This is a genomic window from Streptomyces sp. NBC_00663 (assembly GCF_036226885.1).
Lineage (GTDB): Bacteria > Actinomycetota > Actinomycetes > Streptomycetales > Streptomycetaceae > Streptomyces.
Genome location: NZ_CP109027.1, coordinates 1,059,473 through 1,076,411 on the forward strand (window position 1 = coordinate 1,059,473; position 16,939 = coordinate 1,076,411).

18 protein-coding genes are annotated in these 16,939 nt (G+C 72.4%); 8 read left to right on the top strand and 10 right to left on the bottom strand.

Going from position 1 to position 16,939, the window contains the following annotated elements:
* Positions 1-37 precede the first annotated feature (37 nt).
* Positions 38-637 carry a dihydroxyacetone kinase subunit DhaL gene (dhaL, locus tag OG866_RS04935; protein WP_329332181.1) on the top strand — a complete coding sequence of 200 codons (600 nt, stop codon included), beginning with the start codon at positions 38-40 and terminating at the stop codon, positions 635-637.
* Positions 630-1,040, top strand: coding sequence for a PTS-dependent dihydroxyacetone kinase phosphotransferase subunit DhaM (locus OG866_RS04940; RefSeq protein ID WP_329332182.1), 411 nt, complete (start codon positions 630-632; stop codon positions 1,038-1,040). Before dhaL ends, OG866_RS04940 begins: the two co-directional genes overlap by 8 nt.
* Positions 1,041-1,049: 9 nt before the next feature.
* Here the strand turns inward: OG866_RS04940 and OG866_RS04945 are convergent, their stop codons facing one another.
* A complete protein-coding gene (locus OG866_RS04945; protein WP_329332183.1) occupies positions 1,050-1,688 on the bottom strand; it encodes a TetR/AcrR family transcriptional regulator in 639 nt (212 codons plus the stop codon).
* Positions 1,689-1,833: 145 nt separating this feature from the next.
* Here OG866_RS04945 and OG866_RS04950 point away from each other — a divergent pair, with 145 nt between their 5' ends.
* Positions 1,834-2,595 (top strand): SDR family NAD(P)-dependent oxidoreductase, encoded by a 762-nt coding sequence (locus tag OG866_RS04950; RefSeq protein WP_329332184.1) that lies wholly within the window; start codon positions 1,834-1,836, stop codon positions 2,593-2,595.
* Between the two features lie 80 nt (positions 2,596-2,675).
* Here OG866_RS04950 and OG866_RS04955 read toward each other — a convergent pair whose 3' ends face one another.
* Positions 2,676-3,371, bottom strand: coding sequence for a glycoside hydrolase family 75 protein (locus tag OG866_RS04955; protein ID WP_329332185.1), 696 nt, complete (start codon positions 3,369-3,371; stop codon positions 2,676-2,678).
* 390 nt (positions 3,372-3,761) lie between these two features.
* Here OG866_RS04955 and OG866_RS04960 point away from each other — a divergent pair, with 390 nt between their 5' ends.
* Both OG866_RS04960 and OG866_RS04965 read left to right on the top strand, forming a co-directional pair.
* Positions 3,762-4,733: a fibronectin type III domain-containing protein gene (locus OG866_RS04960; RefSeq protein ID WP_329332186.1), complete on the top strand. Its 972-nt coding sequence runs from the start codon at positions 3,762-3,764 to the stop codon at positions 4,731-4,733.
* Positions 4,734-4,900: 167 nt separating this feature from the next.
* Entirely contained in the window at positions 4,901-5,425 is a 525-nt protein-coding gene (locus OG866_RS04965; RefSeq protein WP_329332187.1) for a hypothetical protein, read from the top strand.
* Here OG866_RS04965 and OG866_RS04970 read toward each other — a convergent pair.
* The 4 genes from OG866_RS04970 to OG866_RS04985 form a co-directional block, all read right to left on the bottom strand.
* Positions 5,413-5,976 (bottom strand): PadR family transcriptional regulator, encoded by a 564-nt coding sequence (locus tag OG866_RS04970; RefSeq protein ID WP_329332188.1) that lies wholly within the window; start codon positions 5,974-5,976, stop codon positions 5,413-5,415. The two genes, OG866_RS04965 and OG866_RS04970, sit on opposite strands and share 13 nt — an antisense overlap.
* Before the next feature lie 22 nt (positions 5,977-5,998).
* Complete coding sequence (locus OG866_RS04975) at positions 5,999-8,014, bottom strand: NADPH-dependent 2,4-dienoyl-CoA reductase (protein ID WP_329332189.1); 2,016 nt, start codon at positions 8,012-8,014, stop codon at positions 5,999-6,001.
* Positions 8,015-8,114: 100 nt separating this feature from the next.
* Positions 8,115-8,483: a hypothetical protein gene (locus tag OG866_RS04980; RefSeq protein ID WP_329332190.1), complete on the bottom strand. Its 369-nt coding sequence runs from the start codon at positions 8,481-8,483 to the stop codon at positions 8,115-8,117.
* Positions 8,484-8,588: 105 nt separating this feature from the next.
* The gene (locus OG866_RS04985; protein WP_329332191.1) at positions 8,589-9,461 is read right to left on the bottom strand and encodes a hypothetical protein; all 873 of its coding nucleotides are present in this window, start codon (positions 9,459-9,461) and stop codon (positions 8,589-8,591) included.
* 246 nt (positions 9,462-9,707) lie between these two features.
* Between OG866_RS04985 and OG866_RS04990 the strand changes: the two genes are divergently transcribed.
* Positions 9,708-11,789 carry a SpoIIE family protein phosphatase gene (locus tag OG866_RS04990; protein WP_329332192.1) on the top strand — a complete coding sequence of 694 codons (2,082 nt, stop codon included), beginning with the start codon at positions 9,708-9,710 and terminating at the stop codon, positions 11,787-11,789.
* Between the two features lie 162 nt (positions 11,790-11,951).
* On the opposite strand, the gene OG866_RS04995 is transcribed toward OG866_RS04990, so the two are convergent.
* Both OG866_RS04995 and OG866_RS05000 read right to left on the bottom strand, forming a co-directional pair.
* The gene (locus OG866_RS04995) at positions 11,952-12,749 is read right to left on the bottom strand and encodes a putative protein N(5)-glutamine methyltransferase (protein ID WP_329332193.1); all 798 of its coding nucleotides are present in this window, start codon (positions 12,747-12,749) and stop codon (positions 11,952-11,954) included.
* Positions 12,750-12,921: 172 nt separating this feature from the next.
* Positions 12,922-13,953 carry a hypothetical protein gene (locus OG866_RS05000; RefSeq protein WP_329332194.1) on the bottom strand — a complete coding sequence of 344 codons (1,032 nt, stop codon included), beginning with the start codon at positions 13,951-13,953 and terminating at the stop codon, positions 12,922-12,924.
* Between the two features lie 138 nt (positions 13,954-14,091).
* On the opposite strand from OG866_RS05000, the gene OG866_RS05005 reads away from it, so the two are divergent.
* Entirely contained in the window at positions 14,092-14,487 is a 396-nt protein-coding gene (locus OG866_RS05005; RefSeq protein ID WP_329343922.1) for a MarR family winged helix-turn-helix transcriptional regulator, read from the top strand.
* A gap of 4 nt (positions 14,488-14,491) precedes the next feature.
* Here the strand turns inward: OG866_RS05005 and OG866_RS05010 are convergent, their stop codons facing one another.
* On the bottom strand, positions 14,492-15,217 hold the full coding sequence (locus OG866_RS05010; protein WP_329332195.1) for a GNAT family N-acetyltransferase: 726 nt from the start codon (positions 15,215-15,217) through the stop codon (positions 14,492-14,494).
* Complete coding sequence (locus tag OG866_RS05015) at positions 15,214-16,140, bottom strand: NADP-dependent oxidoreductase (RefSeq protein ID WP_329332196.1); 927 nt, start codon at positions 16,138-16,140, stop codon at positions 15,214-15,216. Before OG866_RS05015 ends, OG866_RS05010 begins: the two co-directional genes overlap by 4 nt.
* A gap of 182 nt (positions 16,141-16,322) precedes the next feature.
* Here OG866_RS05015 and OG866_RS05020 point away from each other — a divergent pair, with 182 nt between their 5' ends.
* On the top strand, positions 16,323-16,928 hold the full coding sequence (locus tag OG866_RS05020) for a sulfite oxidase-like oxidoreductase (protein ID WP_329332197.1): 606 nt from the start codon (positions 16,323-16,325) through the stop codon (positions 16,926-16,928).
* The last annotated feature ends 11 nt before the right edge of the window (positions 16,929-16,939 follow it).

Here is a 16,939-nt window from a genome sequence, read left to right on the forward strand (position 1 = left end):
AAGGGCCGTCAACCCACCTACCACGCAAGGAGATCCAGTGCTCGACGCCGAATTCTTCCGCCGTTGGATGACGGCGACCGCCGCATCGGTGGACCGCGAGGCGGAGCGGCTGACCGCCCTCGACTCCCCCATCGGGGACGCCGACCACGGCAGCAACCTCCAGCGCGGGTTCCGCGCCGTGACGGCCGTCCTGGAGAAGGAGGCCCCGGACACGCCCGGCGCGGTGCTCACGCTGGCCGGACGGCAGCTGATCTCCACGGTCGGCGGGGCGTCAGGACCGCTGTACGGCACGCTGCTGCGGCGCACCGGGAAGGCGCTCGGGGAGGCCGCCGAGGTCGACGAGGGGCAGTTCGCCGAGGCGTTCCGGGCGGGGGTGGACGCGGTCATGGCCCTCGGCGGGGCCGCGCCCGGCGACAAGACCATGATCGACACGCTGGTCCCGGCCGTGGACGCGCTCGGCGACGGGTTCGCCGCCGCCCGGGCCGCCGCGGAGGAGGGCGCCCTCGCGACGGCGCCGTTGCAGGCCCGCAAGGGCCGGGCGAGCTATCTGGGCGAGCGCAGCATCGGACACCAGGACCCGGGCGCCACCTCGTCCGCACTGCTGGTCGCGGCACTCGCGGAGGCGAACGGTGAGTGACGGCGAGCTCGTGGGGATCGTGCTGGTCTCGCACAGTGCCCAGGTCGCCGCGTCGGTCGCCGAGTTGGCACGGGGGCTCGCGGGTGGTGGCATCGAGGTGCCGGTCGCGCCGGCGGGCGGCACCGAGGGCGGGGAGCTCGGGACCAGCTCCGCGCTCATCGCCGCTGCCGCCGCCTCGGTGGACCGGGGTGCCGGGGTCGCCGTCCTCACCGACCTCGGCAGTGCCGTCCTGACGGTCAAGGCGCTGCTGGCCGAGGGCGATGAACTCCCCGGCAACACCCGCCTGGTGGACGCCCCGTTCGTCGAGGGCGCGGTCGCGGCTGTCGTCACGGCCGCCACGGGCGCGGACCTCGCGGCGGTGGAGGCGGCGGCAGCGGAGGCGTACACGTACCGCAAGGTCTGAAAAGACCCCTCAGGACAGCCCGCGCGCCGCGACGGCGAGGGCCGAGCACATGGTGTCCGCCAGCTCGGCCTCCGCCCTCGCGGCGTCCGTCTGCTCGGTCTCGACGCGCCAGGCGTAGTGCTCCACCGCCGCGCGCAGGGCCGCGTTGAACATCGCCGCCTGGATCGTGGGCCGCAGGTCGTCCGCGGGCAGGCCGGCCCGCTCGCCGAGAGCGCGGGCGAACGCCGGCTCGGCCTCGTCGTACGTCTGAAGCCAGATCGCGCGCAGCGAGGGTTCGGTGCGGGTCAGTCGTACCAGCGCCCCGACCGTCGCCCGCTCCGGGCCGGCGACGAAGGCGGGGTCGGCCGCGAGGCGGCGGTCGAAGAGCTGCTCCAGGGGCTGCCCGGGGCGCCACTCCCGCAGGCACTCGGCGATCACGTCGATGCCGGCCGAGAACAGCGGCCGTACGCAGCTCTCCTTGCTCGGGAAGTAGCGCCAGAGGGTGCGGGCGGAGACGCCGACCGCCTGGCCGATCTGTTCGCCGGTGGTGGCCGCGACGCCCTGGGTGACGAACAGGTCGACCGCGGCCCGGGCGATCTCCAGCCTGAACTCCGCCTTGCGCTCCTCGGTCAGCGGTGGTCGTCCCGTCCGTCCGCGCGCTGCGGTCATGTGTTCCTCCGGCTCCGGTGATCGTCTCCCGGAATTCTCCACCACCATTTTATGTCACTCGCAGACATTAAGTCGTAGAGTGGGTACACACCGGGCGCGTCGCTCTCGTACGCCGCCCCTCGCACCGCACGGACAGGGAACCGACATGGCCACTGGACTCGACGGACGCAGCGTCATCGTCACCGGAGCGAGCTCGGGGATCGGTCGCGCCGCCGCACTGGCCTTCGCCGCCGAGGGAGCGAAGGTGCTGGTCGCGGATCTGAACGCGGACGGGGCGGAGAAGGTCGTCAGCGAGATCGGGGAGGCGGGCGGCACGGCGGTCGCCGTCACCGGCGATCTGAGCGAGCAGGCCGTCGTCGACCGGGTGACCGCGACCGCGGTGGAGCGGTTCGGCGGTGTGGACGTGCTGGTGAACAACGCCGGGATCATGGACCGGATGTCGGCGCTGGCGGATGTGAGCGACGCGGAGTGGGAGCGGGTGCTGCGGGTCAACCTGACCGCGCCCTTCCTGCTGACGCGGGCCGTGCTGCCGCACATGCTGGAGGCGGGCGGGGGCGCGATCGTGAGCACCGCCTCCGAGGCCGGGCTGCGGGGCAGCGCCGCGGGCGCCGCCTACACGGCCTCGAAGCACGGCATCGTGGGCCTCACCAAGAACCTGGCCGTGATGTACCGCAACCAGGGCATCCGGGCCAACGCCATCGCCCCGGGCGGCACCGCGACCGGCATGATCCCGGACATCGACGGCAAGGCACACGGCCCGCAGGCACTCGGCCCCTACTTCGGCAACGTAGGCCGTGTCTCCGAGCCGGAGGAGCAGGCCGCCGCGATCGTCTTCCTCGCCTCGGACGCGGCCAGCAACATCAACGGAGTGGTACTGGCCGTGGACAACGGCTGGTCGGCGGTCTGACACACCCACGGGGCGGCGGCCCGAGGCACCCAGGGAGCGGAGGTCCGACTCGCCCAGGGAGCGGTGGTCCGACGCGGCGCCTACCGCCCCCGTACGAACAACCGCGCCAGTCGCTCCCCCGTGGCGACGGCGGCGGCGTGGTCCTCGATGGGTTTGACCTGGGTGTCCTTGAAGACGATGTAGGTGACCCCGGAGGGTGTGCCGCCGCCGCGCGGGTCGGGGCGGATGCCCAGGGCCTTGGCGCCGGCGTAGGAGGCCTCGCCGATGATGCCGCGGGGGCCGACGTCGCCGACGACCGCGTACTGCACCCGGTCCTTGTAGATCACCGCGGCGACCGAGCCGCCCCGCACGCCGGCGGCGCGGTAGTCCCAGACGCGGCTCGGGGCGGGCACCACGATGTAGGGCAGGCGTTCGGCGCTCAGGTAGCGGCCGTCGGCCTGCTGGTAGGCGGTGGCGTCGGAGAACAGCGGGTCGGTGCGCCGGTTGCAGAGCCGGCCTGGCCGCCCGTCGCAGTCGATGTCCATGTCGGCCTTCCAGAACACGGCCTCGTCGGTGCCGCAGACCGGGACGGTGGCGGGCAGACCCTCGTCGGTGGCGTACCGGCCGCGGGAGACGGGGACACAGTCACGCACCCTGGCCAGCAGGTCGGCGGCGCGGACGTCGCCCTCGTGGCGCACGACCGGCTCCTGGTGGGCGACGGGCTCGGCGGCGGGTGACGTCGTCGGGGCGAGCAGGGCGACGCCTGCCGCGGCCAGCGTCAGCGACTGGACACGCACGATGAGGGACCCTCTCCTGGGGGACATTGACGCACACCCAGCCCAATCTGATGCCGCGTCGGCCACCCGGCCACCCTGAGGGGGCCGGACGGTGCACGGCCCCGTGGGCGAGCGTGTTTCCCCGAACGTCCGACAGGGGCCGGGCGCCTGAGCCTGCGTCGGCTCCGGCTGCCCGGCCGCCCGCGTCCGGCGCGGGGACAGCGACGACAGCGGCCCGCGCCAACAGCGTGAACTCCCGAGCCCTCGAAGGAAGTTCACCATGAGGAGCTTCAGCATACGTAACCGTCCGGCGCGTTCACCAACGCCGCCCCTCTTGATGGGATCACGTCAGCAGCTGCATAGTGAGGGACGCTCTATTGGTCCGGACCATTACCTCGGGGAGGCGGACTCGTGCGACGCGTTGCCGCTCTCTGCGGGGTGCTCCTGCTGCTGGCGGGCTGCGGCTGGAGCGGCGCCGACGACGACGAGGGCCGGCTTCCCGGCGCCCCGGCGGGGGTCACCGCCGCGGCCGGCAGCGCGACCAGCGTGCACGTGATGTGGAGCGCGGTGACGGCCGAGGGCGGTGTCCGGGGCTACGAGGTGTATCGCGGCACCACCAAGGTGAAGGAGGTGCCGGGTTCCGAGCACATGGTGGACGTCTCCAGGCTCAGGCCGTCCACCAGCTATGTGTTCACCGTGCGGGCCCGGGACACCGAGGGGCGTCTCGGTCCGCCCAGCCGTGAGGTCCGGGCGACCACACCGGCGGCCACCCGGGCGGACGCCTCGGCGCCGACCCGCCCGGGGCGGGTGACGGGCCGGGCAGTCGGCGGCCGGTCGGTGCAGCTGTCGTGGTCCGCGGCCTCGGACGACGTGGGGGTGGTGTCGTACGACATCCAGCAGGGCGGCACGAAGATCCACAGCGTCGGCGGGAACCAGACGGCGACCGTGGTGACGGGGCTCCGCCCCGGTGTCCGCTACTCCTTCACCGTGCGGGCCCGCGACGCCGCCGACAACGTCTCCCCCGCGAGCACCACCGTCCGCCTCACCACCGCGCCCGGCACCGACGACGGGCGCGGCACGGCCCCCGCCGAGTTCCGCGCGGCGACCCGCCTGGCCGACGACGGGGCGTACTACTTCGACCTGTCCTGGGTGCCGCCACGCGTGGACGGCGTGGTCACGGAGTACCGGATACGGCTGGACAGGCGGCAGGCCACCTCACTGGTCTACGGCGGCACCGCGCCCACCCGGCGGGCGACGTACAGCTTCTACGCGGGCCGGGACGGGGGCGTCACCCACCGGCTGCGGATCCGGGCGAGGCTGCCGGACGGGACCTGGGGCGGATGGTCGCCGGAGCGGACGGTCACGACCGGCGCGGCGCCCTGAGAACACCGCCGGCATGGGCCGGACGAAGGAATCCGTCACCTGCCCGGGGGCGGTCCAGGTGCGCGCCGGGCCGGGGGCACGTTGGCTGCCCCTGAGGCGCACGGGCCTTCCCCGATCCTCGGCGGCGCATGGGACGTACCGCCAACCGTGCCGCCGGAGGGCAGTCCATGCGTACAAGTCAGTTTCTCCTCCGCTCCGGTCCGATCGCGGCCGCCGTCGCCGCGCTGGCCGCCACCCCAGCGGTCGCGGTCTCCGGCATCTCCGTGAGCACGACCGGGTCCACGGTCTCGGTGACCACCAGCGCCTGCACCCAGGTCAACGGCAGCTGGGGCACCGCCTCGCTGCTCACCAGCAGCCAGGCGAGCTTCGCCCAGGGCCGTCAGGTGACGCTGTCGGGGACGACTTCCTTGCAGTCGGCCGCCTGGTCGAGCGTGAGCCCCGGGACGTACACGGTCGTCGTCATGTGCGCCGACAACTCCACGGCCGGCTCCCAGTCGGTCATCGTCTCGACGGCCTCCACGCCGACCATCTCCGCGACCGCCTCCCCGTCGCGCGGCGTCATGGGCGGGCTGGGCGGCGGCATCAAGGACTACGGTCCGCTCACCCTGGGCGCCGGTGCCGCGCTCGTCGGGATCGGCGGTATCGCGGCGGCCTGGTTCCTGCGCCGCCGCGCCAAGCCCTACCGGCTCTGAGACGGGTCGGGCAGCTCGGCGAACTCCTCCAGCGCGTGGGTGAGCCACCGTGTCCAGAAGGTCTCCAGATCGATCCCCGCCCGCAGGATCAGGTGCTGCAACCGGTCCTGCGGGCTGTCCCTGCCCGGCGGGAAGTCGCGCTGCTCGATCTCCTCGTACTCCGCCAACTGCCCCCGGTGCAGCTCCAGATGGCGGCGCAGATCGGCCTCGATGCCCTGGATGCCCTCGTTGCCCACCACGGCCGCCGCCCGCAGCCGCAGGAACAGCGTCTCGCGGTACGGCTTGGGGTCCTGGGACGCGGCCGTCCAGCGGGCCAGTTCGGCGCGGCCCGCGGGCAGGACCTCGTACGACTTCTTCTGCCCGCGGGCCGGCTGCTCCGACGGCAGCGCCCTGATGTGCCCCTCGGCCTCCAGTTTTCCCAGCTCGCGATAGATCTGCTGATGCGTCGCCGACCAGAAGTAGCCGATCGACCTGTCGAAACGCCGCGTCAGGTCGAGGCCTGAGGACGGCCTTTCCAGCAGGGCGGTCAGGATCGCGTGCGGGAGTGACATGGAGTCATCCTAGGGACGGCCCTCACAGGGCCGCCGCGACCTCGGTGCCCTGCTTGATGGCCCGCTTGGCGTCCAGTTCGGCGGCCACGTCGGCACCGCCGATCAGATGGGCGCTCACTCCGGCGGCGACCAGCTCCTCGTACAGGTCGCGGCGCGGCTCCTGCCCGGTGCACAGGACGACGGTGTCGACCGCGAGGACCGTGCTCTCCTCGCCGACGGTGACATGCAGTCCGGCGTCGTCGATGCGGTCGTAGCGCACGCCCGGGACCATGGTGACGCCGCGGTGCTTGAGCTCGGTGCGGTGGATCCAGCCGGTGGTCTTGCCGAGCCCCGCGCCGACCTTGCTGGTCTTGCGCTGGAGCAGATGGACGGTGCGCGGCGGGGCGGGGCGCTCGGGGGCGGTGAGGCCGCCGGGGCCGGTGTGGTCCATGTCGACGCCCCAGTGGCGGAAGTACGTCGCCGGGTCCTCGTTGGCCTTGTCGCCCGCGTCCGTCAGGAACTCGGCCACGTCGAAGCCGATGCCGCCGGCGCCGAGGATCGCGACGCGGTCGCCGACCTGGACCTTGTCGCGCAGGACGTCGAGGTAGCCGACGACGCTCGGGTGGTCGACGCCGGGGATGTCGGGGGTGCGCGGGCTGACGCCGGTGGCGACGACGACCTCGTCGTAGCCGTCCAGGTCGGCCGACGTCACAGGGGTGTTGAGGCGTACGTCGACGCCGTGGGCGTCGAGCTGGTGGCGGAAGTAGCGCAGGGTCTCGTCGAACTCCTGCTTGCCGGGGACCTGGCGGGCGACGTTGAGCTGGCCGCCGATCTCGCTCGCGGCGTCGAAGAGGGTGACGTCGTGCCCGCGCTCGGCGGCGGAGACGGAACAGGCGAGGCCCGCCGGGCCGGCGCCGACGACCGCGACGCGCTTCCTCAGCCGGGTCGGGGCCAGCACCAGCTCGGTCTCGTGGCAGGCGCGCGGGTTGACCAGGCAGGAGGTGATCTTGCCGCTGAAAGTGTGGTCGAGGCAGGCCTGGTTGCAGCCGATGCAGGTGTTGATGGCCTCGGGGGTGCCGGCCGCGGCCTTGTTCACGAAGTCGGGGTCGGCGAGCATCGGGCGGGCCATGGACACCATGTCCGCGTAGCCGTCGGCGAGCAACTCCTCGGCCACTTCGGGGGTGTTGATGCGGTTGGTGGTGACGAGGGGGATACCGACCGCGCCCATGAGCTTCTTGGTGACCCAGGTGTACGCGCCGCGCGGCACCGAGGTGGCGATGGTCGGGATGCGGGCCTCGTGCCAGCCTATGCCGGTGTTGATGATCGTCGCGCCGGCCGCCTCGACGGCCTTGGCGAGGGTGACCACCTCGTCGTGGGTGGAGCCGCCGGGGACCAGGTCCAGCATGGAGAGCCGGTAGACGATGATGAAGTCCGTGCCGACGGCCTCGCGCACCCGCCGCACGATCTCGACGGGGAAGCGCATGCGGTTCTCGTACGACCCGCCCCAGCGGTCGGTGCGCCGGTTGGTCTGGGCGGCGATGAACTCGTTGATCAGGTAGCCCTCGGAGCCCATGATCTCCACACCGTCGTAGCCGGCCCGCTGGGCGAGGCGGGCGGCGCGGGCGTAGTCGTCGATGGTCTGCTCGACCTCGGCGTCGGTGAGCTCACGGGGCGGGAAGGGGCTGATCGGCGCCTGGAGCGGGCTCGGGGCGACGAGGTCCTGGTGGTAGGCGTACCGGCCGAAGTGCAGGATCTGCATCGCGATCCGGCCACCCTCGCGGTGCACGGCCTCGGTGATGACCCGGTGCTCGTCGGCCTCCGCCTCGGTGGTGAGCTTGGCGCCGCCCTCGTAGGGGCGCCCCGCGTCGTTGGGCGCGATGCCGCCGGTGACGATGAGGCCGACGCCGCCCCGCGCGCGCTCGGCGTAGAAGGCCGCCATGCGCTCGAACCCGCGCTCGGCCTCCTCCAGACCGACGTGCATGGAGCCCATCAGGACGCGGTTGGGCAGCGTGGTGAAGCCCAGGTCCAGCGGGCTCAGCAGATGGGGGTAACGGCTCATGGCAGGCCTCCGTGCGCGGTGTCGTCCCTCCTGTTGTAGAGGACCGCGCACGGTTTATGCAACTAGTTGCAGAACCAGGCCGGGGGTGATGTGCCGCAGCTCACCTGCTCTCCAGCAGAACGTGCAGCTCCCGCTCCTGGTCCCCGGAGGCCGAGGAGAGGTCGCGCACCGCGAACAGGGAGTCGAGGGTGGAGCGCAGCCGCTCGATGGCCCAGTAGCCGCCCTGCGCGTCGGCCTCGACGGAGGACGAGAGCCGGGGCGGGGTCGCGCACTCGTGCGCGTCGGTGACCTCGAAGGTGCCGAGCCAGACCATCGGGCGGCTCTCGTGGAGCTGCTGGGGCACGTCCTCGGCGGACCGGTCGGACTCGAAGCACTCACAGAGCACGTCGAACACGATCCGGGCGTCCTCCTTGCTGCACCCGCTGATCTCCAGGGAGACGGGTTCCTCGTGCATGCGCACACGATCCATCGTGATCGCTCCTCTCATGGCGACGGCGCGGTCACACGAGTTCCCCCGTGAACCGCGCCACACCTTCAGAAAAGCACCACTGCCGGACCGGGACCAGTGGCGGCCTCAGTTCTTGGTGAAGCGGTACGTCTTGCTGTCGGTCAGCACACAGAACCCGGGCGAGACCACGATCACCCGCAGGGTGCCGGTGCGCCGGTCGTAGTCGATGCCCTCGGCCTCGAACGTCCCCGAGCAGGAGCTGCGCAGCGGCAGCTGGCGGAGCGCGGTGACATGGCCGGTCACATCGGCCGTGCCGGGCTCGCCGGACAGGTCGATCCGCAGCAGCGGCTTGGTGATGCCGAAGAGGGTGCCCGCGGGGTCGTCCGAGGAGCAGAGCAACTGCGTCGCGGTCACGAAGTCGCAGCCCTGTACGTCGCGTACGGCGTGGTCGAGGGTGACGGTGGACGCCTGCGGGAGGTTCGCCGAGGGCGAGGTGCTCGCGTTGACGCCGGGGGTCGGGAAGACGAGGAAGCGGGTCATCGTGCCGTACTCGCCGGACAGCATCCACTGGCCCGACGGGGCGATGGCCACCCACGAGTTGTTGAGCGCCTCCCCGCTGCCGAGGGTGTGGACGTACTCCGACCATGTGCCGCCCGGGGACTGCACCCGGTACATCTTCGCCGTGCCCGAGTCCGCCTGGTACGGCTCGATGTAGTAGCCGCCGTAGGAGGCGTCGGGGTCGCCGACGTGGTTCCAGCCGCGGCTGCTCACGCTCACCGGGATGGTGCCGATGCCCGTGTAGCGGTTGGCGCTGTTCGCGGGGACCTCGACCGAGGCCAGGCCCTGGCTCTCGGTCAGCGGGTCGGCACGGTCGGAGCCGACCTCCGTCCAGGTGTCGGCGGCCGTCGCGGGCGTGGCGGACGACAGGACGGCTGCGGTGGCGAGGGCGACGAGTCCGGTGAGGACGGCGTGACGACGTTGCCGGGTGCGCAGGGGCATGGCGGGCGGCTCCTCGGAGGGGGGTGGACGGGCTCGGCGGACAGTGTGGCGGTCCCGTGTGGTCATGTACAGACCAATTCGGGAACGGGGAATCGAACTTCTGACCTCGCCGGACGCGCCGCGCCGTGTTGAGGGATGGTGGAGGAGGACGCCGATGGCGCCCCAGAGACGGTTGAACGCGGTAGAACAGGGGAGTCGGCACGGGGGACGACGTGCCGTGTGGACGGTCGAAGGACGGTGCGTGCGATGAGTGCAGCCCGGTCTCCCGTCGCCGAGGGCGACGAACCGGTGCGCGGGGCGGTACGGCCCAGCGGGCTGCTCGATGTCCTGGGCGTGGCCTCGGTGGTGCTGGACTCCCAGGGCCGCATCGTGCTGTGGAGCCCCCAGGCCGAGGAGCTGTTCGGCTACTCGGCGCGCGAGGCGCTCGGCGAGTACGCCGCCCGGATCATGGTCCACGAGCAGTACCTCGACCTCGTCGTGAAGCTCTTCGCCGACGTCATGGCCACCGGGCAGAGCTGGGCCGGCGCCTTCCCGATCCGACGCAAGGACGGCACCACCCGTCTGGTGGAGTTCCGCAACATGCGCCTCCTCGACGACCACGGGGACGTGTTCGCGCTCGGCCTCGCGGCCGACCAGTCCACCGTGCGCGGCCTGGAGCGGGACGTGGCGCTGTCGACCCGGGTGGTGGCGCACTCCCCCATCGGCCTCGCCGTCCTGGACACCGAGCTGCGGTACGTCTCCGTCAACCCGGCACTCGAACGGCTCAACGGCATCCCGGCCGACGACCACCTCGGCCGGACCGTCCGCGAGGTCCTCCCCCACCTCGACGCCGACGCGCTGGAGGCCGCCGCACGCGAGGTCCTCAAGACAGGCCGCCCGATCGTCGACCAGGAGACCGTCGGCCGTACCCCCGCCGACCCGGAGGAGGAGCACACCTGGTCGATCTCGCTGTACCGCCTGGAGGACGCGTCGGGCACCGTGCTGGGCGTGGCCGCCTCCGTCGTGGACGTCACCGAGCAGCACCGGGCCACCGTCGAGGCGGAGGCGGCGCGGCGGCGCCTGACCGTCATCGCGGATGCCTCCGCCCGGATCGGCACCACCCTGGAGCTGGACCGCACCGCCCGCGAGCTGGCCGATGTCGCCGTGCCTGAGCTCGCCGACATAGCCGCCGTGGATCTGCTGGAGGCGGTGGTCGACGGCAGACGCAGCAGCCTCGGCCCGAGCGAGCCGGCCGTGATCCGTGCCCTCGCCGTCAAAGCGGAGGAGGACGACTCGGCCGCGCTGGGCGCGGCGGACCCGCCGGGGCAGGTCGCCCGGTACGGCCCGGACCGCCTGGTCACCGAGTGTGTGCGCACCGGCGATCCGGTGCTGGTCGCCGAGGTCCGAAAGGCCGACCTGCCGCGCATCGCCCGTTCCCCGGAAGCGGCCGAGCTGCTGGCCGGCGCGGGCGTGCACTCGTATCTGGCCGTGCCGTTGATCGCGCGCGGTGAGGTGCTCGGCGCCCTCGATCTCAAGCGCACCCGCAATCCGCTGCCGTTCAGCGAGGACGACGTGCTGCTGGCCCGGGAGCTGGCGGCGCGGGCGGCCGTGCAGATCGACAACGCCCGCTGGTACCAGAACGCCCGCGACACCGCGCTGACCCTCCAGCGCAGCCTGCTGCCCAGCCATCCGCCGGTGACGGGCGGCCTGGAGGTCGCCTCCCGCTACCAGCCCGCCGGGGCCACGGCCGAGGTCGGCGGTGACTGGTTCGACGTGATCCCCCTCGACGACAGCAAGACCGCGCTCGTCGTCGGCGACGTGATGGGCAGCGGCATCAACGCCGCCGCCACCATGGGCCGGCTGCGCACCGCGACCAACACCCTGGCCTCCCTCGACCTCGAACCGGCCCGTCTGCTGGAGCATCTGGACCGGATCACCCAGGACCTGGACCACTCCATCGCCACCTGTGTCTACGCCGTCCACGACCCGCGTCTGCGGCAGTGCCGGATCGCCAACGCCGGGCATCTGCCGCCGGTACGGCTGCGGGCCGGGCGCAAGCCGGAACTCCTCGAACTGCCCACCGGGGCGCCGCTGGGCGTGGGCGGGGTCGCCTTCTCCACCACGACCGTCGACCTCGACCCCGGCGACCGGCTGGTCCTCTACACGGACGGCCTCGTCGAGACCCGCCAACACCCGCTCGACGAACGCCTCGACGCGCTGCTGGAACTCCTCGACGGCCCCGACCGGGCCCTGGAGGAGGTCTGTGACCTCCTCGTCCGCACACTGCACCAGCCGGACAACTCCGACGACGTGGCGCTGCTCATCGCCCGGGCGCAGACGCCGAGTTGACGGTCCCGGCCGCGCACGCGGATTCGCAGGCAGGCATTACCCGCTTCCTATCGGCCGAGCACCTCGGGCGGTGTCCTTCCTGATCCGGATCGTCCGTCATGGCTCGCGCCCACCGGCGTCCTCATGCCCTGCCTGGCTGTGAAGGACCTCGGCGCCGGGCCGCTATGACCTGACGCCGACCACCACGTTGGCGTACAGCTCCTCCGAGCCGAACAGACGCGTCGCCAGACCGCTGCGGGTGAAGGCGTCGACGGCCGCGGGGGCCTGGCGTTCGCTCGTCTCGACGAGCAGACAGCCGCCGGGGGCGAGCCATCGGGGCGCCTCGGCGGCCACCCGACGCAGCACGTCGAGGCCGTCCGAGCCGCCGTCCAGGGCGACCAGGGGTTCGTGGTCGCGGGCCTCCGCGGGGAGCAGTCCGACCTCCTCGGAGGGGACGTACGGCACGTTCGCCGCGAGGATGTCCACGCGCCCGCGGAGCCGCTCCGGCAGCGCCTCGAAGAGGTCGCCCGCGTGGACGTGACCGTCGAAGGCGGCGACATTGCGGCGGGCGCAGCGCACCGCGGCCGGGTCAATGTCGGCGGCGTGGAGTTCGGCGCCGGTGAGCGCGTCGGCCAGGGCCGCGCCGACAGCGCCCGAGCCGCAGCACAGGTCCACCACCACGGCGGCGTCGGGGGCGTGGACGAGGGCCTGCTCGACCAGGAACTCGGTGCGGCGCCGGGGGACGAAGACGCCGGGTTCGACGGTGATGCGCAGACCGCGGAACTCGGCCCAGCCGACGACGAGTTCGAGGGGAACGCCGGTCGCGCGGCGGTCCACCATGGCCGCCAGTTCGTCCGGGGTGCGGGCGGTGGCGAGGATCAACTCCGCCTCGTCCTCGGCGAAGACACAGCCGGCGGAGCGCAGCGCGGCCACGACGGCGTCACGGGAGGCGGGAGTTGAGGGAGGGGAGGAGGGAAGCATGGAAGCCGAGGGCCTTTCGGTAGCCGAAGGGCGCTCTCGCGGTCACCTGTTACCGGTGATCCGCGCCGACTCGGGGAGAGAGCACCCGACCTGACACAGCGGTAATGGGTCCCACCTCCTTGGTCCATCGGCCGGGACCGTCCTCGACCGGACGGTCACCTTACCCGAAGGATCACACCCCGACCGTCTCCTCGACCTCTTCTTCCTGTTCCTCGGTCTCGCGGGCCGCCGGTGCGACCTCCTCGGGCGTCCTGCCCCGCTCGTGGGCCGCGGCGAGCGCGGTGATGGCGAGGCCGAGGAGCAGCCAGATCACCAGGGTCCAGATGGTGCGGGCCAGGCCGTCACCGCCGAAGTACAGGAGGCTGCGGGCGCCCTCCACGAATCCGGCACCGTTCCAGAAGGCGTGCAGGGTGCCGAAGAAGCCGTTCTGGAGCTCGGGGCGGTACAGGCCGCCGGAGCTGGTGAAGTTGAGCATCACGAAGAGCACCATCATCGCGAGGGTGGTCCAGCGCTTGAGGAAGGTGTGCAGGCCCACGCCGATCAGCAGGATGCCCGCGGAGTAGAGCCATGCCATGCCCCACAGACCGGCGAGGTCGTGGTGGGCGAGATGGAAGACGGGTCCGGCGAGCAGGGCGCCGATACCGCTGACGACCGCGGAGACACCGACCGCCAGCAGGGCGCGGACGCGCAGGGGCAGGGTCGCGCCCGCGGCACCGAGGGCGGCGACCGAGGCGTAGGAGCCGATGCTGAGCGCGATCAGCAGGAAGAACAGACCCTGTCCGGTGGGGTCGTCGTCGACGGGTGCGGCCACGTCGGTCACCGTCAGCGGGACGCCCTGCCCGGCGGCGACGGGCGTGAAGACCTTCTCGACGGCCAGCGCGTCCATGTCGGAGGCGGCACTGGCGACCACGAGCTCGGGCGTCCTGGCGCTCGGCACATAGGCGCCGGTTATCTCACGGGACTTGAGCAGGTCGACGGCCTCGGCGCGGCTGGTCACCGTACGGACGTCCAGGGCGTCGCCCGCCTTGTCCTTGACCGTCTGGGCGAAGACCTTCGCCTCGGGTCCGGAGCCGACGACGGCGACCGGCAGATGGTGGGGCTCCGGGGTCACGAACGCGCCCATGTACGCGAGCCCCATGCCGATACACATCAGCAGCGGGGTGACCAGATGGGTGAGTACATGGCGCAGCGCAGGCGACCTCATCGCGCAGGACCTCCGAGGGGCAATAGTTGGCTTATACAACTCTCACTTCAAGTTGTACTATACAACCAGAATCCGAAGAGGGTCCGGAGGAGGGTTTTCGTGGACGCCACCGAGGCCGTCGAGAGCATCCAGCGCGAGATGACGATCTTCGCTCGCCGCGCCCGGGCCTCGGCGGGGCGTATGCACCCCGAGCTGTCACTGGTCTCGTACACCCTGCTCGGGCATCTGGAGGAGCGCGACGGCTGCCGTGCGACCGACCTGGCCGCGCACTACGCCCTCGACAAGTCCACGGTCAGCCGCCAGGTGGCCGCCCTGGAGCGGACCGGGCTCGTCGAGCGGCGCGTCGATCCGGACGACCACCGGGTGCAGGTGCTCCATCTGACCGACGCCGGCCGGGAGATCCTCGCCCAGGTGACCGAGAGCCGCCGGGCCGCCTTCAAAGAGCGGCTCGTGGACTGGCCGGAGGAGGATCTCGCGCGGTTCGCCGGTTATCTCGTGCGGTACAACGCGTGGTCGAGCTCCATCGACGAATAGCTCGCTACGGCACCGCCACCAGCCGTTCCGGGGCCCGTGCCGCGGCGAACGCGGTGGTGCGGCGCAGCCTGAAGCCGAGCGTTTCGTACAGCCGGATGGCGTGGGTGTTCTGGGCGCTGGTGTGCAGGAACGGGGTCTCGCCGCGCTCCCTGATGCCGTGCGCGACGGCGAGGATCAGCCGGGTCGCCAGGCCCTCGCCGCGGAAGGCGGGGTCGGTGCAGACCGCGCTGATCTCGGTCCACCCCGGCGGGTGCAGCCGCTCCCCCGCCATGGCGATGAGGGCGCCCTCCCGTCGTATGCCCAGGTAGGTGCCCAGCTCGATGGTGCGGGGCAGGAAGGGGCCGGGCCGGGTGCGTTCGATCAGGTCGAGGATCTCGGGCACATCGGCGGGGCCGAGCCGGACGGCCTGCGGCTCGGGGGCGGCGGCGAGTCCGTCGTCCACGAGCTGCACGCCCTCCATCCGGAACGTGACCTCCCAGCCCTGCGGCACCTCCCCGCGGAAGCCCGGCAGCGGCACCTCGGCCCCGGGCCCCGCGAGCGCCGCGAGGTCCGCCCAGTCGTCCGGCGCCGGGTCCTCCGGCAGGGCCAGCCACGGTGAGACGTCGACGGGGTAACGCAGGACGCGACCACGCCGTTCGGCGAAGTGGGCGTGGGGGCCGGTGAGGGAGGCGAGGGCGGGGTTGTCGAGGACGTGGGGCGCGCCCGCCCCCGCGATGCCCAGTCCGCTCATCGAGCCACCTCGATCACGATCTTGCCGCGGGCGTGGCCTTCCTCGACGGTGCGCAGGGCCTCGCCGGCCTCGTCGAGGGGGAAGCGCCGGATGACGTGCGGGTCGAGGTCGCCGTTGACCACGAGGCGGGCCACCGCGTCGAGGACGGCGGCCGTGCGGGCCCGGGTCACGCGTGCGCCGCCGAGGTCCGCGACCACCTCGGGCGGTGCCCCGGCGGTGATCAGCTTCGTGCGGTCGGTGAGCAGCAGGGCGGCCTCGGTCAGCACCTCGCCGCCGACGAGGTCGTAGACCCCGTCGACACCGTCCGGTGCCGCCGCCGCGGCGCGCTCGGCCCAGCCCGGCCCGGAGGGGACGTGAACCGCTCCGAGCGACTCGACGAAGTCCTTCTTGCCCTCGCTCGCGAGCCCCACGACCCGTACTCCGCCCGCCCGGGCGATCTGCACGGCCGCCGCACCGACCCCGCCGCCCGCACCGGTGACCAGCAGGGTCGCCCCGCTCGGCAGAGCGAGCTGGCGCACCCCGTCGTACGCGGTCGCGGCGGCGACGGGCAGGGTCGCGGCGTCGGCGAAGGAGAGCCCGGCGGGCTTGTGCGCGGTGAGCGCGGCCGGGAGCAGGGCGTACTCGGCGTAGCCGCCGGCCACCGTGTTGCCGAACACCTCGTCGCCCACACCGAAGCCTTCGACGTCCGCGCCGATCTCCTCGACGACGCCCGAGACCTCGCTGCCGAAGACGGCCGGGAACAGGTGCCCGTCGGAGTCCACGGGGCGGCGGTATCCGGTGCGGAGCTTCCAGTCGATGGGGTTCACGCCCGCGACCCGCACCGCGACCAGGATCTGACCGGGTCCGGGGACGGGCCGGTCGGCCTCGACGAGGGCCTCCGTCACCGGTCCTCCGTACCGCGTGAAGACGTACGCCTTGGGCATGGCTCCCACTCTCCTTCGCTCGCGCCGGGCATCAGGCGGCAAGGAAGATCCGCGGACGGCTATTCCCGGGGCGGCGGAGAGTTCATACGCGCTTAACGAATGCCGCCGTGTTCCTGCCGCCGCCCTGATCGGGGCCCCTGACCAGGGACGGAGCACAGGCGACGACAGCGTACGGTTGAACCATGAACGTCACCCGAGGCTTCGCCGGACGCCCCCGCGTCCACAACACCGGGCTGCCACCCGGTCAGTACGACGCGGGCGACGACTGGCCCGTGCTGTCCGCGGAGGTCACGCCGGAGCTGTCGCCGGCCGACTGGACCTTCCGCGTCGACGGGCTGGTCGAGGAACCCCGCACCTGGGACTGGGACGAGGCGCACGCGCTGCCCGGTTCGGTGTACGAGGGTGACATCCACTGTGTGACGAGCTGGTCGAAGTTCGGCGTGCGGTTCGGGGGCGTTTCCCTGGACGCGTTCCTCGATGTGGTGCGGCCCCATGGGTCCGCCACCCATGTCGTCGCCTACTCGCACACCGGGTACACCACGAACCTGCCGCTGGCGGACGTGACGGGCGGCAAGGCGTGGATCGCCTGGGAGTTCGACGGCAAGCCGCTGGCCGCCGAGCACGGCGGGCCGGCGCGGCTGCTGGTGCCGCATCTGTACTTCTGGAAGAGCGCCAAGTGGATCGCGGGGCTCAGGATCCTCGACCACGACGAGCCCGGGTTCTGGGAGCAGAACGGCTATCACGCGCGGGGCAACCCGTGGGAGGAGCAGCGGTACTCCGGTGACTGAGACGGTGACCC

Coding starts and splice junctions, on each gene's coding strand:
- OG866_RS04970 (WP_329332188.1), bottom strand. CDS start 5,976: ATGTCACTCCCGCACGCGATCCTGACCGCCCTGCTGGAAAGGCCGTCC.
- OG866_RS04990 (WP_329332192.1), top strand. CDS start 9,708: ATGAGTGCAGCCCGGTCTCCCGTCGCCGAGGGCGACGAACCGGTGCGC.
- OG866_RS04975 (WP_329332189.1), bottom strand. CDS start 8,014: ATGAGCCGTTACCCCCATCTGCTGAGCCCGCTGGACCTGGGCTTCACC.
- OG866_RS04950 (WP_329332184.1), top strand. CDS start 1,834: ATGGCCACTGGACTCGACGGACGCAGCGTCATCGTCACCGGAGCGAGC.
- OG866_RS04945 (WP_329332183.1), bottom strand. CDS start 1,688: ATGACCGCAGCGCGCGGACGGACGGGACGACCACCGCTGACCGAGGAG.
- OG866_RS04980 (WP_329332190.1), bottom strand. CDS start 8,483: ATGGATCGTGTGCGCATGCACGAGGAACCCGTCTCCCTGGAGATCAGC.
- OG866_RS05000 (WP_329332194.1), bottom strand. CDS start 13,953: ATGAGGTCGCCTGCGCTGCGCCATGTACTCACCCATCTGGTCACCCCG.
- OG866_RS05010 (WP_329332195.1), bottom strand. CDS start 15,217: ATGAGCGGACTGGGCATCGCGGGGGCGGGCGCGCCCCACGTCCTCGAC.
- OG866_RS05005 (WP_329343922.1), top strand. CDS start 14,092: ATGACGATCTTCGCTCGCCGCGCCCGGGCCTCGGCGGGGCGTATGCAC.
- OG866_RS04965 (WP_329332187.1), top strand. CDS start 4,901: ATGCGTACAAGTCAGTTTCTCCTCCGCTCCGGTCCGATCGCGGCCGCC.
- OG866_RS05015 (WP_329332196.1), bottom strand. CDS start 16,140: ATGCCCAAGGCGTACGTCTTCACGCGGTACGGAGGACCGGTGACGGAG.
- OG866_RS05020 (WP_329332197.1), top strand. CDS start 16,323: ATGAACGTCACCCGAGGCTTCGCCGGACGCCCCCGCGTCCACAACACC.
- OG866_RS04985 (WP_329332191.1), bottom strand. CDS start 9,461: ATGCCCCTGCGCACCCGGCAACGTCGTCACGCCGTCCTCACCGGACTC.
- OG866_RS04995 (WP_329332193.1), bottom strand. CDS start 12,749: ATGCTTCCCTCCTCCCCTCCCTCAACTCCCGCCTCCCGTGACGCCGTC.